Here is a 14985-nt window from a genome sequence, read left to right as displayed (position 1 = left end):
CTCCCGTTTTACTGCAGCTACTGTTTAATCGCCCATTTTACTTAAGAAGAAAGAAACAACAGCTACCACGATAACGGCACCGATAATGGAAGGTATAAGCGCCATACCAGCTAAACTAGGGCCCCATGATCCCAGTAAAGCTTGACCAACAGCAGAACCCACGAGACCCGCTAAGATATTAGCAATCCATCCCATAGACTTCCCTTTGCTTGTGATTGCACCCGCAATCACCCCGATAATTGCACCAACGATTAATGACCAAATCATAAAGCACCTCTTTCTTTCTATTTATTATTTTTTCTATATAATAATTCTAACAAAGTTAAAAAACGCTTACAAATTATTCGACTTATCTTTTTTAGATGAGAGTTTTTTCTTCATTAACTTTTAATTTATAGATAATTAATCAGGTTTTTGAGAGACAATATGTTATACTGGAAGAAAGAAAAGGAATTTTAAGGAGTCTTACATATGAAAAAATTTAAATTATCATTACTTTTAGTTAGTTCATTAGCTGCTGTCTTGCTACTGACAGCTTGCAGCAATACAACTAGCGCAAAGAAAGACACATCTTCTGAACCTTCTAGCTCTGTTAAAAGCTCAAGTGAAAGTACAAGTAAAGCCAGCAGTTCAGAAACAACAACTACAACATCTGAGAGCTCAGATGCCAGTTCAACTTCAGATTCCACAACAGCTACTTCTGAAGCCCCAGCTACATCTGAACAACCGTCTGAGCCTGCAACATCAGAAAGTTCCGATCAAGGCTGGGTCGATAACTCAAATAATCCAGTAGAAAATAACGGTGCAGGTGGTCATAGTCCTCAGGCTGACCCTAATGCAACACCATCTAGCTCTGAAACAACTCCCAACGGACGTGCTTGGGTCTTGGTTTATGTAGATAAATCAGGCAACAAGCATGAGTCAACAGTTTCAACATCATACAAGGAACTTCAAGACAAAGCGAATGCTCTCCTCGCTTCAGGTGAAGCAACATCTTATTACTTCATTCAAAAATAAGGATAAAAGTAAAAAAATAAGGATAAAAGTAAAAAAATAAGCCATTTAGCTCTAGTCTAATGGCTTTTTTTATGTAAATTTTATCTACAAGCTCTGTTTCATAATTGCTTCAATCACCTTAAGCACACGTTCTGTCGCTTTGCCATCACAATAGTTGTAGGTTTTCTTGAAAAAGAGAGCTCTTTCCTTTTGGTAGGATGTGCTATCCGTTGCCTGGAGCGCTTGGATAAGTTCACCTTCATTAAAAGTAACCTCTCCTGGAAATTCTTGCAAGTAATCGATTGTTAAACCTGGTTTTTTAGAGTAGCTTTTAAAGTCGGGCACATAAGCGATGATGGGTTTATCAAAGACCATCCAATCCACTGCAATAGCCGAATAATCGGTTATCAAAACATCCGTGACGCAGAAAATCGAGGAGATCGGTTCTTCTTCGATGAAAAGGACATGAGGATTATTCTCATAAGCCGAACCCGAAATAAGTGGATGCGCCTTGTAGATAATGACATAATCTTCACCCAAGGCTTGGTGCACGCGCGCCAAATCAATCTTGGCTTCTTTAAAATATGTACTGATCCGTCCACGAAATGTTGGGGCATAAGTAATGACTTTTTTATTAGCCAAAACAGGATACTTTTCAAGAAGTCGTACTTTGGTGTCTTGAACAAAATGGTCATCGAAGATTTTGTCATTGTTAGGAATACCTGTAACAAGGACATTTTCTTCAGGAAGATTGAAAGCTTGGGCATATACTCCTTTGTAAAAGTCGGAGTTGGCGATAGTATAATCGTAGTTTTTAATTTCGTAATCCCTTTGGACACAGTTGCCAAAGTTTTTTAGAGCTGCAGTGGCGTGCCAAATCTCTAGGACTTTGACTTCTTTACGATGGGGAAACTTGGAAATGACAAAGTTGTTATAGTCAATGATCACCAGTTTTGAACTTTGAAGAGCGAAAAGTTGCTGGATACAAGCCAGTCCATACTGAAGTTGTCCTAGGAAAGTGGGCTGGAACTTGAAAAGTAGAGTTTTTATCTCGTATTCTTGCTTTGCGCTTAACTCATCATGCAGAATTTTGAAATCCTTGGATAGGTTATCATGCTCAAGTGAAATGAAAGTGACACGGTTTTGATGCACACGACAGAGAAAAGTGAAGGGATAGAAGAGTGCCAAAATGAAGGTTAACACGATGGATTTAAGTTTCATTAAGAGCTTCTCCTTCCTCTAGAAATTCTTTTCATTCCTGCCTATTTATTTTGTTAACTGCTCTTGAAGTAAATCGTGAATGCGGGTACGTTCTTCTTCTGACACAACTTGGAAACTTAAGTTATTGAGCATTTGTCCTTGCCCTTGCACAGACTCATGCACGACATTTCCAAAGGCCTGATTGTAGTTCAGTATAATCTTTTGAATCTGACTCCAAGTCACGTCCGTCTTGACATTACCACCCAAAGCCTCAAAAATCCCTTGATATGCTGTCAAACTTTGTGGCGACTTCATTTTTGTGAGAATAGCTGCAATGACTTTTTGTTGACGTTCATCTCTTCCATAAGTTCCTCTGACATCATCATGGCGCATACGTGTGAAGGCAAGAGCTTGCTTGCCGTTCAAGTTATTTGCACCTTCGTGAAATTCCATATCGCCCACAGTAAAAGCAAAATCAGAGTTGACTGTTACACCCCCCAGTGCATCAACTAAATGTTCAATGCCACTAAAATTCATGGTTATATAATGGTCAATTTCGAGATGAAGCAATTGATTGACTGCTGCGATTGAGGCAGCTGCGCCGCCTTGGGCAAAGACCGCATTAATCTTGTTAACGGCTGTAATTGAGCCATCCTCTGCCTCGATAAAAGTATCTCGTGGAATGGAAACCATGGTTGTTTGATTAGTTTGTGGGTTCAGCGTGACCACCATTAAGCTATCTGTTCTCCCGGACAAATCCTCATCACGTGAATCAAGTCCCATGATAAGAAAGGACAGCGGTCGACTTTCACTGATGGCTTGACTCGCTTCGGCTTGATCCTTGGAGCTTTCAAGTGGTGCATAAGTCTTATCAACATTTACTCTGGCCGTCTGGTAAAACACAGCAGCGAGAGCCGTTCCTGTCACTAGGAAAAGCCCTAGAATAATAAGAATCGCATTTCTCACAGGGTGCTTTTTCTTTGTCTTTTTCCTGCTTCTGTTCATCGTCATGTTTTCTCCTCTTTCTTTTTATGGCTCCTGTGAGCTCGAAAAAATCAACTTTCCTTGCACTCCTTAAAAATTTTTTCGATAATTTTTAGGCTACTTGAACCTTTTACCCACGGGTTAAAACGTTGGTTAAAGTCCGCTAAACGGGCATAATCAAAGTTGTTTTCTAAAAGTGCCGCAAGCAACTCTTTTTCAGTTTGTATCGGCTCACTCGGTAAATCTTTGTGTACATCCAAGTAAAATCCGCGCACATGCTGGCTGTAAAGCTCCAAATCATACATATAGAAATAAATCGGACGCTTCAAGATAGCATAATCAAAGAAAACCGATGAATAATCCGTCACCAGCACATCGGCCATAAGGTATGCTTCATGAATATCTAAAGTCGCTGGCAATGGATAGATGAAATCCTTCAACTCCTCGTCAATCCTGATGTGATTGGAAATCAAATAATGCGGCTTAAACAGGACCACATACTGCTCACCAAGCACTGCTTTCCAGTGTGCAAAGTCAAGCTGGAGCCGCATATGATATCCATCCAAACCATATGCATCATCACGCCACGTCGGAGCATAAAGGATGACTTTTTTATCTAAAGGAAGATGATAACGCGCTTTGAGTTGTTCTATCTGTTCTGGCTTTGGTTGATACAGTATATCTGTCCGCGGATAAGGCATTTGAATAATCTTATCTGGCGGGAACTGGAAAGCACTGGCGAATTTTTCAACAGTAAAAGGTGATGAAGCAATTAACCAATCCCAGTGTCTGCTGTCTTCTGCATAAGATTTCACCATTTGCTTGTGGGTCAAGTAAGCACGATAACGCTTGCCCGTATCCTCAATGTCATGCGCCAAACGCTTCAGCGGTGTCCCATGCCAAGTCTGTAAATAAACCTGATCTTCTGCCTTGTAATAATAAGGCGCCATCTTGGCGTTAAAGACCCAGTACTTTGCTTTGGTCAGCGCTTTGTAATAAGCCAAGCTGTTAAATCTTACCACCTCAGCTCCTGCGACCGGACGCGGCTTCTTTAAAGCCCAAACCAGCTGGTAGTCTGCATAAGCCGGATCAGCACGCATAGCTTCAAAGATAGCCCCTGGACTGTCTCCCGTTGATTTACCGTTATAGCTGGCAAAAAGAATCATCTTGGCTTCACGCTTGATAAAAAGAGGCAATACACGCAAAAATACAGAAAGCAAGGCTTTCAAGATTAACCGTCTTAAATTCCCCAAAAAACTTACTGCTGTCATCTTGCTCCTTTTACTTTTCATTACTTCTTGCTTAAACTTCTAAGTACCTGCCGCAAACTGATATTACTGGAAAAATTTCCCGAAAGCTCCGTCATGATCTCCTGAAAGAGCGAAATATCATCAACCTGACGAAGCGCTTTGAGCAAGACATTAATGTCCGCATCAGGTTTTCCTAAAATGTGTGCCACATGAGCCAGCGCTCCCTGACTGACCTTTATCAGATTTGCCTTTTGAGGTAAAAACTCTACCTGAACAAATCTTTTTCTCTGAAAAAAGTAAATATCATCCTCAACCTTGAGATAGAGCTTCTGCGACTTCTTATCTTTAGGATAGTTGTGAGGTTGTGCTTTAAAGAGTTGCTCCATCTCCTGTAATAATCGCAAAAATTTTACAGGCTGAGCTGCCAGTTTGAATTTTGAAAGTAGGTCTTTGATGTCCTTCATTTACTTCCACTATCCATATTGGAAATGTACATCTTCCCTAAATCCTGCTTAATACTTGAAGAGGAAGTTTTGCCACGTGGAAAGTACATGATTTTCAGCTCAGGAAACTGTTCTTTCAAGAAGTCAAACTTCCCTTGCCAATCATCACCCATAGCAAAAATATCCACCTCAAACATGTCGATATAGAGAACCTTGTCCTCCCAAGACTGTTCCGGAACCACAAGATCCACATAGCGGACAGACTCCAAAATATACTTGCGTGTCGCATATTCCTGATAAGCTTTCTTCCCTTTTTGGGCATTAAATTCGTCTGTCGAAAGCATGACGATCAGTTTATCGCCAAGGTTCTTGGCATTGCGCAACATGTCCACATGACTTTCGTGGAGGATGTCGAAGGTGCCTGCGACTAAAATCTTTTTCACGTTAGACATTCCCAGCCTCCTTATAAATATTTTTAATTACCTCCATTTTATTTTTATAATTATTACTTTCAAGCAATAAGTTATTAATAAATGTTGTTTGTTCCGCAATAGTTTCAGGATAAACCTCTCCTTCTTCATCTATTGCATTATCCAACACGTCAATGATATTGATGTTCTCATTTTTCAACTGCCCATACATATCGTAATTAAACGGAATAACCGGGCTACCAATCACCATTTTTTTATAACGGAATTCTTGTTTATCTAGTTTAAGTAAATCACTCAGAAGTGAGTCTTTTCTTAACCCCTTTAAAAAATAATTATCTTGTAATAAACTTTTTCGATCTAATATAGAGATAATGGGTTCGATACTTAAAGACTTATAATCACCTAACATCGAATGATAGAACGCCCCTGTCCCGCCTTTGTTTGCACCATAAAGGACAACATCTTCTTTATTGATATCATAGCGTTCAATGACAGCTTTGATGGCACCTTGAACATCATCTTCAAAATGAGGATAATTGTCCGTGTTGATATAATGACTACCATGAGAAAGATTTAAATCCATGATTCTCATAACTATCGTGTTTTTTAAAACAACATTTTGAAGTGTTGGATAATTTTTGGTAAAGCAACGTACTCCAATGTTAGGATTATAATAATTTTTAACATCATTTCCCGAAAAAACAACAACTAAGCGTAAAGGAGCCACTAAATTTTTTCTTTTATGAGGCGGTTCTTCAACGGTATAAAACAAATCACCAAATGAAATTAAATCTTTACGTTTCCAAATTTGCGCAATTAACTTACGCTTAATAAAGTAAGATTTTGTTCCTTGATGAAAATAAAACATAAAATCATTGGTCATCAAGTCCTTGTAGAGATTATAAAAAATCTCGTTTTCTTTACTCAAGGCAATAATATTTTTTGAATTTTTCAAATCAACAATAATGCGTTCGTAGTTATAATCTCGAATTTTCTTTTTATATGTTACTCTTAAAATTTTTTCTTCATTTTTCATTAATCATAGTCCTATCTCTTTTAAAATATCATTGGCTGAGTGCATACTATCTTTATTCAACAGCTCTTTAACAATAAGCGAATTATACTCATATTTTTCCTCTTCACCGGATGACAGAATATTTTCAACCAGTTCCTCAGTTGTGTAATTCTCCCCCTTCAATTTCAGAAGTGACTCAGAATCAAAATACATTCCTATCTGATGTGTATATTCTTCAACATCTTCTTGTAAAAGAATAATTTTCTTTTGTAGATGGGCATAATCAAATACCGCTGATGAGTAATCTGATATTAAAATATTACTTAGTAAGTATAATTCCTGAATGTCAACAAGTTCATTATAGAAACAGTGGATACGTGCATCCAGATTTGAATATGCTCTCCTTAATTGTGCTTCATGTGGATGAAGTTTAACAATAATTTCATAGTTTTCTGGGAGTTGATTAATGACTTCTTTTAAATCAATGGAAGTTACCTCACTTCGTTCATTCTTTCTCCATGTCGGACAAAACAGAATATATTTTTTTCCTTCAATCAAGGGGCGATTAAAATATTTTAAGTGCACTTTTTTCAACTCATTTTGGTTCTCCTTATTTTTTATCAAATACCCATTTTTCGGTGCTCCCAATGATAAAACCTTTAATTTTGAGTTTTTATTAAGAAGAAAGGCTGAATTTAAGAGTTGAGTATGATAATCAGACGATGTTATGAGGTAATCCCATTTTTTCATCCTCGGAATAAAAGCATTAAGTTCTTGTTCTCTCTGTTCCTTGTTTTCTAAGTCGGAAACCATTTTTTTAATTGGAAAACCATGCCAAGTTTGGATAAAGATTTGTCCCTTGTTTTTTCCAGCCTTATCTAAGGTATTGGCACTATGAAAAACATATTTACTCTGCGTGAAAGCTTTGAGATAAGCCTTAGTACCAAGTCGTACCGCTTCAAATCCATAGCTTCTGATTGCTATATCAACAAGTTGATTAGTGGAGCTTACAAAAATTTTAGCTTCTGGATACTTTTCCGAAATTGCTAGTGCCAAGAGCTTAGGATCTCCTGAAAAATTTTTACCGTGAAATGACTCAATGAAAAAATAATTATCTTTAACTTCCAATTTAGGCTGCGTACTGCTTCCTACAGCTAAAATAGCCTTCTTTATCTGTCTTCTGATATTTTTATTTTTTAAAATGGGACCAACAATAGGATATTGTTTGATTTTTAAATAGTAACTTCTTAAATTTGATAAAATATCATCCGCTTCTATTGTATTCGTAGAAAGCTTCTTGATAATATCACTGATTTCTTTATTTGAAAGCTTAACTTCATTACTTGCTTGTGAGGTCCTCTTTGAGAACTTACTAATCTGATACAAAATATTTTGGCAGTAATCCTTCGATGGTTTTAATATAGCTTCAACATCACTTTTTATTTCTTCGTTAGTCAAAGTCCTTTGCATAACTTTAAGTAAAACATTTGCGTCATGACTCAAGTCTTTATTCAACCATGAAATAGAGCTGACTTCCTCGAAGTTTTCCAAGTTAACTTTATCATCTCCTTCATAAACACAAGCCAGTTTGGATTCACTTATCGCCTCTACTATTGAATAACCCAGAGTTTCTAGGCTTGCTGTGGATAAATAAATATAATTCTCTGGTAATATATAATTAATAAAAACATGCTCTTTTAAATTATAATATTGGATAAGATTTTCATATAGTAGCTGGGCAGGTCCATCCCCCTTTATGTAAAATTTTATTTCCTTACACCCTAAATAATTAATTAAGTAATCCATCAATTTTAACGAATAAGTAATATCTTTCTGTTTTTCAAAAAAACGTGAAAAAACTACAAAGTTAGTCGTTAAGGAATTTTCAAACTTGTTCATACGTGATATATGCGCGAGACTTACTCTTTGGACAAAAACGTTATCATATCCAAATTGCTTAATAAAACCTTGTTTTATACTCTCAGTAGCAACTCTTATAGCTGAAAAATAGGGTAAATCATCTCCCAAAGCATCATCTAGATACGCTAATGGTGCATGAATTTCTCCAAGAATTTTTGCATTCGGTCTTTTATCTCTCAGAAATTTTCCTAAACCAAAAAAGCTTTCTCTTGTAATAATATATAAGCTTGTATCGCTTTCATCATAAGAGATTTTAAAAATATCATTTAAATGTTGATATTTAATATCTCTCATAAATACTTCTCGCTGCATAAGTGCTAAAACATCTACTTTGCTAAAATCCGCAAAATTATAATAAGTTATTTCATTATTGCTATCTTTGGAAAACTCATAAATAGTATTAAGATTACTTCTTGAAGTTCCGCCAATTCCAAAAATGTTTAAACCAATAATTGATATTTTCATAAAATATATCCTCGTTTTAAATAAAGCCTCTTCTTATATTTAGCTTTTGCTTTTATAAGCTATATAACTTCCTCTTGAAACGTATGGAAAGACATCCATTCCCTACAAAAAGTCCGAAATACGTTCCCGGATTTTATAATGCAAATGCGTACCTAAAAGAAGGATGAAGAAGGTCAGAGTCCAAAAGGATAAGATAATCGAAGGATCCACTTCCCAGAACCACTGTGTGCCAAAAATGGCATCACGAAAACCCTCAATTAGATAATAAAAAGGATTCAACATTATTCCTTGAAGTATAAATTGCGGAATTTGACTGAACTGTCTCATCGAAAATACAGCACCTGACAGGAACATCAAAAAACGAAACGAATAGTTCAGAAAGAACTTTAAGTCGGGAAAAACAATCATGACTGTAGCATTCAATAAAGAAAAAGATACAGAGAAAATGAGCAAGGCAAAGAAATAATAAAGTCCTTGTAAAAGATAGAGGCTCGGTATAAATCCGCTGAATACTGCTCCCAGAGTTCCAACGATTATCATGACCCAAAACTCACTCAAAAAACCAAAAAAGGCTGAGGTCGGTAAGATAGAAACGGGAAATTTCATGACTGATGCGGCACGCAACTGATTATAAGTGGTGAGCGCCCCAGAGACAATTGTTTTTTGCATGAGCCCCCAAACCCCTAAGCCAATAAACATCCAAGGCAGAACAGGATAACCTCCCGGTATGACACGTTTCATGAGTACACCAAACAAAAGATAAAAAACGCCAAGCTGAAATAAAGGATCTAGAATTTCCCAGACACGACCAAAACGATTGTGCATAGTTGCACTTTTGGTGTTGTATCTGGACATGCTGTAAGCTAACGGGAAATATCGGACTTGTTCTTTGAAGTACTGAAAAATATTTTTCACTTTGTAAATCTTCCTTCTCTAATCTTAAGGAGTTGTCGGAACGGTGAGGATTTGCTCGACTGTTAAGTTACTCAAATCTTGCGTAGGGTTGAGCTGGATAAGCTCTTCAGGGCTAATATGAAACTGCGCAGCAATACTGTCTATCGTGTCTCCGACTTGAACACTGTACTCACTCAGAGCATTATCGCCTTCTTCTGAAGCTTGGCTTTCTGAAACTGTAAGGACTTGCCCAGCCAATAATGCGTTCAAATCCTGTTCAGGGTTTAATCGCGCCAACTCCTCAATCGTAGTATTAAAATGCAGAGCAATAGCATCTAAAGTATCTCCAACCTGAACATGATATTCTGTGAGTTTCGGCTCCGCTTCTGCTGGGGTTTCTTCTTTTAGTTGAGGCTCGTTTTGTGCGGGCTTATTTTCTGTTTCTTGGACAGGTTGTTCATCTTGCTTTTCTTCGACAGGCTGAGGTGGTAAGTTTCCTGTCGCTCTTTGCCGTTCTAAGAAGGTTTCCTTAGGTTGAAACAAATGATGTTGAAAGAAATCAAGCGGGTTTCGCAGTGATTTTTTCAAAGTCATCGAAGATGTATTGACCAAAGCCAACCATAGTAGCACAAAGGCAGACAAGCATAATAAAACTTTGGTCGAAATACTAGATTTCTTCTTGGCTGCTTTTGCCGTGAGTGCCTCAATCCTGCGTTTACCTTTTCGGTTTTCTCCTACTTTTAATTCCGTAAGTTCTTGACGGTATTCTTCCAGTGAATAGGACAATTGCTCTTGGCGGGCTTTTGTTTTGTACTCCTCTTGTTCTTTACGCTCTAGACCGTTAAACCAACGAATAAAGGCTTCATACTGGGGGAGAACTTTTTCCACTGGTCCGTAAGCCTTGACTGCGCCATAATGTATCCAAAGCACCTTGTCTGACCATTCTCGAATGGTCGGAATAGAGTTGGAAACCAGCAGGATTGTCTTACCCTTTTCACGAAACTCGAACATTTTTTTCTTGGATTTACCAACAAAAGTTTGGTCGCCAGTAGCCAGTCCTTCGTCAATAACCATAATGTCAGGATCTTGATGCACCATAACAGAAAAACCTAACTTGGCGCGCATCCCTGAGGAATAAGTCTTTACACGTTGGTCAATGAACTCTCTAAGTTCAGAAAAAGCGATGATGTCATCCATCTTTGCTTCAATCTCACGTTTGGACATGCCTGACATGAGCCCTTTCAAACGGATATTTTCGCGCCCTGTCAGATTATTATTCAGACCTGCTGAAGCTGAGATAATGGAGACTTCTCCATTAATTTCAACTTTTCCTGTTGTCGGAGAAATTTGACCTGAAATGATATTGGAAAGGGTTGACTTTCCAGAACCATTCAGCCCAACAATTCCAATCGTTTCACCATCATAAAGCTCAAAAGAGACATTGCGCAAAGCCCAAAAGTCTTGTTTATTGCCTTCAAAAAAAGCTTCTTTAGTGCGAGCTCTTCCTTTTTTATTATTACTGATTAAATCAAAACGCTTTGTAATATAACTGGCTTTTACTTTTATCTTTTTGTCATCTTCTGTAATCATAATCGTTACTATTATGACATTTATATAACTTTATGTCAAATTTTTATCTATAATTTCTATAAAATATCAAAAAAAAAAAAAAAACAATTCAGATAAATTTAATTTAAAGATGAGGATAGCATACTTATATTTGCTTATCAGTAGTATTTTAGATGGTCCTTTAGCTATTTTATTGAAGTCGAACTTAACGTAATCATTTTGTCATGTATATCATTTCTTATATTTATCTTTTTTTAATATAATATTAATACAAAGTACTTTCGATGAAAATAAATAGAAGTTTATACTAGTAATGCTTCTTAAAAGATTGGAGAGTTAAATGGAAAATGTAAGAAGTTTTAAGTTAAAAAACAATGGTGCTTTTGTAGCTCGAATTCAGGTTTTGAAACTCCTTGGCGATAAGTGGCATAATATCACTCCGACATCAGGTTATCGTGACATTCTTAAACATGCGGAAAGAACTGTTGACTTGAAAGGTATTCCTGGACTTTCAGCTGGAGAAAAAGTCAAATTAAAAGCAGAGGTCATCTTAGGAAAAGATAAAACAGCAACTGAGGAATTTCTTTACGATCCAGCGGGCTTAGCGGTTGTTTATGAGATTTCAGGTACAACATTAAGCAATAAGCTCAAAAGAAAATAAACTTATAGAAGGCACTAAAAAAACTCAAGGTATCGAAGAAATTATTTCTTCTATCTACTTGAGTTTTTTGTATTTTCCACCCTTAATACTTATCTTCCCTGCCGTTGTTTAAGAAAAATATCATAAACCACAAAAATTAATAACCCAGCAACTACGCTATAAAAAGTTGAGAAGCTTCCTAGATTTTTCCAAAATGGAATTTTGGTTACTTCTACTGTTTTATTCCAAGGTGTCTCTGCATCAATGGTAACACGTGTTGTTTTTGATCCATTGCTACTGCAGCCTCGTGGCAATTGTACGATGAGCGTTTCTCCTGTTTGGCCTTCAACATTTGTGATGGAAATATTTTTTTGATTTTTATCATTAAAGAAAAGTGTAATGGTATGAAGTATAGGCTTGACATGAATGTCAATGGTCTGATCGAAACGTTTATTAAAAATATAAGATTTAGGATTATTTGATAGTGTTTCATAGCCTGCAGTTGCTGCATGAGAAATATCATAAGCTTCATTATAAGGTGAAGTGATTTGCTCTGTTGCAACGATTTCATCCTTGTTTACATCGATATAGCGAATAAGCGCGTTACGAAGCCAAGGTTTATCTGCCGGTAAGTTTTTGTTATTTGGTTTAGGATTCTTAGTAATGGTTGCTTTTGCTGCCGAAGTTTTAGCAGTTTGCTCACGTTTTAAGACCTTATCAGTATTGAAAGGAAGAATCTTGCGTTGGAAATAACCAAAATATTTATTGTAAGCATTCAGAATGTTATCAATAGGTTGAGCATTCTCTAAGTTTACTTTTGCTATTGGCACTGTATCATCCAAATAGACTTTCTCTAGCCCATAATATTTGGCAAACCATGTGTTCGCCCATTCTTTTTCTGGGTGCTCACTTGAAACCAAATAAGGCGTTCCAAAATAAGCATTAAAGTCGTTAGAAGTCATCGGAATACCAGGTACGCGGACCGAAGTTTTACCCTCTTCTTTTGCTTTTTGGGCAATAGATTGGGCTGTATAAAAATATTCATATGAATTTTTGATGTCTTTTAAATTATAGTCATAGCTGGGCAAACTCACAAAGCTTAAGCAAAGAATGGCAATGCACAAAGGCACATTGGTCCAAGAGCTTTGTGTACGTAACTCCTGCCATGCTTCAATCATCATTAATAAAGCTATGATAAACAGAATATTACTTGCAAACCAAAGACGGGCAGGTGTGATGGGCGATGCCAGGATTGCAGCACAACCTGCAAGACCTGATACCAGAAAGATAAGTCCTCCATGCCAGAGATGACATGCTTTTTCTTGGAGTTGCTTCCGGTTAAAATAAAGAATTCCCCCAAACACAAGGATAGGCAGTATCAGAAAACCAGAATAATGCGCAGTTCCCGATAGGATATCGAGGAAACGTTGGCCTAAACCGGAAGAAGCACCGTAGTTCTGCGTTTCAGCAGATCCTGATGATAAGATGACTTGCATCCCAAAACCAAAGGCGGCAGCTAAGGTTCCTAAAATCTGCGCCACCGTGTTCCCGTTTGTTGATTTTTTAAAATTATAAACCGTAAAAATGAGAGCAAGCAATACAGTTGTCGCGCCACCGACTTCATTTGTTAAGCCTGCTAAAAGTCCGAAAACCGGGAGATAGTATTCTTCCCAACCACGTTTTGTACTTACATTAAAACGGTAGGGTAATAAAAAGAGGAGTATGATTACTGTGGCCCACAGATAATTTGCAGCTCCACTGACCCAAAGCACTGTGCTGCCCATCCCCGGAATGAAAAACCACATCAACAGAAAAGTTAACGTCAGATGCAAAGGTTTTAAAAGTACCTTTTTACCACTGATTATTACATTCAATAACAGCCCAACCAATACATAAATACTGGCATTAAGGATATTGAAAATTCCTTTAGGAAGCTGCATCGCTAAGATTTCGAAAATTATCGAAGTCATGCGGGCATTCCATAGTGTCATGTGCGTATAGACTGCTGAAATATAATCACCAATATTATGATATTCACTCAGATGTTCACTTGGCCAAGCACCTGTATAGATAAAGTGATACAAAAAATCATCGCCCGTGTATCCTGTAAAGCGGTTGAGGTTCAAAATAAAAATAAAGGTTAGTCCTAAAACAACTATGGTTGCTATTGTGCATAATATACTCCAACCACTTGTTAAATTAAATCTTGTCCTATTTTCCATGTTCAATATCCTTAAATAGCTTATATAAGCCATCTTCTATTTCTTCCGTATTTTAAGCCGGTTAAGGTTTGGCTTACCGTCTTTTTATCTTATTATCGGACATTTTCCCACTTTGAATCATTACTTACACTTTCAAATAAATGTGAAAAAATCACCGTTAACATTATAGCAAAAAAATGTGTCAATTTTACTTTATGAAAAAATTAACATACTGTTACGGTGATTTCTTTAATCTTCTCCAACTTCTTATCAATTGTCTAAAAATATAAAAAGCTCAAGATGCAGAAAAGCCTATGCTCTTCTACATCTTGAACTTTTCAAATCACCAAAACCTACTGCTCTCTATGGTCTAATCCTGTATCATCTTTAAGACTTGCTCTGTCGAGCGGACGCGTCCTAAGCGTGTAAAGATACCGTTAACGATGCCTCTATGTAGTGCTCCATTAAAGTCTGTCATTGCATCTTCAACAGCAATCACATTATATCCATGTTGATAAGCTTCACGCGCCGTTGTATCACAACCTATCGTTGTAGCAACACCTGTCAAGATAATGTTTTCAATGCCTCGTCTACGTAACTGCACATCGAGATCTGTCCCATAAAAAGCGCCCCAATTGTGCTTTTTGACACGGATTTTATTTTTAACCTCTTCATCATAAGCCAGAGGAGAAACAAATTGGCTATAATTGTCGGGAAGTGGACCAGAAGCACTTATATTTGTATCTGTAAGCGGAGTGAGCATTTCTGGCCCATAATTTTTCACATGCACAAAAACGATAAGTCCTGCTGTATTTTTGAACTTGTCCAGCAATCTATCATTTTTGGCAAGAATTTCTTCCTTACTATAGGGTTCAAGCTGTGAACGATTTACAATGCCTTCTTGTAAATCAATCAGGACCAAGGCCGTTTTCTCAAGATTCAATTGTTCTGACATAGGCTTTTCTCCTCTAAAGTAT

Annotated in this window: 14 protein-coding genes; 2 read left to right on the top strand and 12 right to left on the bottom strand. The window is 37.1% G+C overall.

The genetic code is table 11. The features are described from left to right. Positions 1-24: 24 nt before the first annotated feature. A complete protein-coding gene (locus lgb_RS04025) occupies positions 25-267 on the bottom strand; it encodes a GlsB/YeaQ/YmgE family stress response membrane protein (RefSeq protein ID WP_017369751.1) in 243 nt (80 codons plus the stop codon). 204 nt (positions 268-471) lie between these two features. Here lgb_RS04025 and lgb_RS04020 point away from each other — a divergent pair, with 204 nt between their 5' ends. Beyond that, the gene (locus tag lgb_RS04020; RefSeq protein WP_019293189.1) at positions 472-1017 is read left to right on the top strand and encodes a hypothetical protein; all 546 of its coding nucleotides are present in this window, start codon (positions 472-474) and stop codon (positions 1015-1017) included. An 84-nt stretch (positions 1018-1101) separates the two neighbouring features. Here the strand turns inward: lgb_RS04020 and lgb_RS04015 are convergent, their stop codons facing one another. The 9 genes from lgb_RS04015 to lgb_RS03975 all read right to left on the bottom strand — a co-directional run bounded on the left by lgb_RS04015 (position 1102) and on the right by lgb_RS03975 (position 11188). After that, positions 1102-2217, bottom strand: coding sequence for a CDP-glycerol glycerophosphotransferase family protein (locus lgb_RS04015; protein WP_249663290.1), 1116 nt, complete (start codon positions 2215-2217; stop codon positions 1102-1104). A 45-nt stretch (positions 2218-2262) separates the two neighbouring features. Further along, positions 2263-3207, bottom strand: a complete 945-nt coding sequence (locus lgb_RS04010) for an LCP family protein (protein WP_242810632.1) — start codon at positions 3205-3207, stop codon at positions 2263-2265. A 44-nt stretch (positions 3208-3251) separates the two neighbouring features. Then, positions 3252-4451 carry a CDP-glycerol glycerophosphotransferase family protein gene (locus lgb_RS04005; protein ID WP_019293140.1) on the bottom strand — a complete coding sequence of 400 codons (1200 nt, stop codon included), beginning with the start codon at positions 4449-4451 and terminating at the stop codon, positions 3252-3254. Positions 4452-4471: 20 nt separating this feature from the next. After that, the gene (locus tag lgb_RS04000) at positions 4472-4894 is read right to left on the bottom strand and encodes a hypothetical protein (protein ID WP_019293141.1); all 423 of its coding nucleotides are present in this window, start codon (positions 4892-4894) and stop codon (positions 4472-4474) included. Continuing rightward, entirely contained in the window at positions 4891-5325 is a 435-nt protein-coding gene (gene tagD, locus lgb_RS03995; RefSeq protein ID WP_019293142.1) for a glycerol-3-phosphate cytidylyltransferase, read from the bottom strand. Before tagD ends, lgb_RS04000 begins: the two co-directional genes overlap by 4 nt. Then, positions 5318-6340 (bottom strand): XcbB/CpsF family capsular polysaccharide biosynthesis protein, encoded by a 1023-nt coding sequence (locus lgb_RS03990; RefSeq protein ID WP_019293143.1) that lies wholly within the window; start codon positions 6338-6340, stop codon positions 5318-5320. Before lgb_RS03990 ends, tagD begins: the two co-directional genes overlap by 8 nt. 3 nt (positions 6341-6343) lie before the next feature. Next, positions 6344-8704, bottom strand: a complete 2361-nt coding sequence (locus lgb_RS03985; RefSeq protein ID WP_019293144.1) for a CDP-glycerol glycerophosphotransferase family protein — start codon at positions 8702-8704, stop codon at positions 6344-6346. A 102-nt stretch (positions 8705-8806) separates the two neighbouring features. Next, positions 8807-9619, bottom strand: coding sequence for an ABC transporter permease (locus tag lgb_RS03980; RefSeq protein ID WP_019293145.1), 813 nt, complete (start codon positions 9617-9619; stop codon positions 8807-8809). Positions 9620-9643: 24 nt separating this feature from the next. Then, on the bottom strand, positions 9644-11188 hold the full coding sequence (locus lgb_RS03975) for an ATP-binding cassette domain-containing protein (protein ID WP_019293146.1): 1545 nt from the start codon (positions 11186-11188) through the stop codon (positions 9644-9646). A 319-nt stretch (positions 11189-11507) separates the two neighbouring features. On the opposite strand from lgb_RS03975, the gene lgb_RS03970 reads away from it, so the two are divergent. Next, a complete protein-coding gene (locus tag lgb_RS03970) occupies positions 11508-11828 on the top strand; it encodes a hypothetical protein (protein WP_019293147.1) in 321 nt (106 codons plus the stop codon). Positions 11829-11917: 89 nt separating this feature from the next. Here lgb_RS03970 and lgb_RS03965 read toward each other — a convergent pair whose 3' ends face one another. Continuing rightward, a complete protein-coding gene (locus tag lgb_RS03965; RefSeq protein WP_019293148.1) occupies positions 11918-14029 on the bottom strand; it encodes a DUF6056 family protein in 2112 nt (703 codons plus the stop codon). A 349-nt stretch (positions 14030-14378) separates the two neighbouring features. Then, a complete protein-coding gene (locus lgb_RS03960) occupies positions 14379-14963 on the bottom strand; it encodes an isochorismatase family protein (protein WP_019293149.1) in 585 nt (194 codons plus the stop codon). Positions 14964-14985: the final 22 nt, after the last annotated feature.

The sequence above is a fragment of the Lactococcus petauri genome, assembly GCF_023499275.1.
In the GTDB taxonomy this organism is placed as follows: Bacteria; Bacillota; Bacilli; order Lactobacillales; family Streptococcaceae; genus Lactococcus; species Lactococcus petauri.
Note: the sequence above shows the minus strand (reverse complement) of the source record. Positions and strands in the feature narration are given on the sequence as shown.

Coding starts and splice junctions, on each gene's coding strand:
- lgb_RS04025 (WP_017369751.1), bottom strand. CDS start 267: ATGATTTGGTCATTAATCGTTGGTGCAATTATCGGGGTGATTGCGGGT.
- lgb_RS04020 (WP_019293189.1), top strand. CDS start 472: ATGAAAAAATTTAAATTATCATTACTTTTAGTTAGTTCATTAGCTGCT.
- lgb_RS04015 (WP_249663290.1), bottom strand. CDS start 2,217: ATGAAACTTAAATCCATCGTGTTAACCTTCATTTTGGCACTCTTCTAT.
- lgb_RS04010 (WP_242810632.1), bottom strand. CDS start 3,207: ATGACGATGAACAGAAGCAGGAAAAAGACAAAGAAAAAGCACCCTGTG.
- lgb_RS04005 (WP_019293140.1), bottom strand. CDS start 4,451: ATGACAGCAGTAAGTTTTTTGGGGAATTTAAGACGGTTAATCTTGAAA.
- lgb_RS04000 (WP_019293141.1), bottom strand. CDS start 4,894: ATGAAGGACATCAAAGACCTACTTTCAAAATTCAAACTGGCAGCTCAG.
- tagD (WP_019293142.1), bottom strand. CDS start 5,325: ATGTCTAACGTGAAAAAGATTTTAGTCGCAGGCACCTTCGACATCCTC.
- lgb_RS03990 (WP_019293143.1), bottom strand. CDS start 6,340: ATGAAAAATGAAGAAAAAATTTTAAGAGTAACATATAAAAAGAAAATT.
- lgb_RS03985 (WP_019293144.1), bottom strand. CDS start 8,704: ATGAAAATATCAATTATTGGTTTAAACATTTTTGGAATTGGCGGAACT.
- lgb_RS03975 (WP_019293146.1), bottom strand. CDS start 11,188: ATGATTACAGAAGATGACAAAAAGATAAAAGTAAAAGCCAGTTATATT.
- lgb_RS03970 (WP_019293147.1), top strand. CDS start 11,508: ATGGAAAATGTAAGAAGTTTTAAGTTAAAAAACAATGGTGCTTTTGTA.
- lgb_RS03965 (WP_019293148.1), bottom strand. CDS start 14,029: ATGGAAAATAGGACAAGATTTAATTTAACAAGTGGTTGGAGTATATTA.
- lgb_RS03960 (WP_019293149.1), bottom strand. CDS start 14,963: ATGTCAGAACAATTGAATCTTGAGAAAACGGCCTTGGTCCTGATTGAT.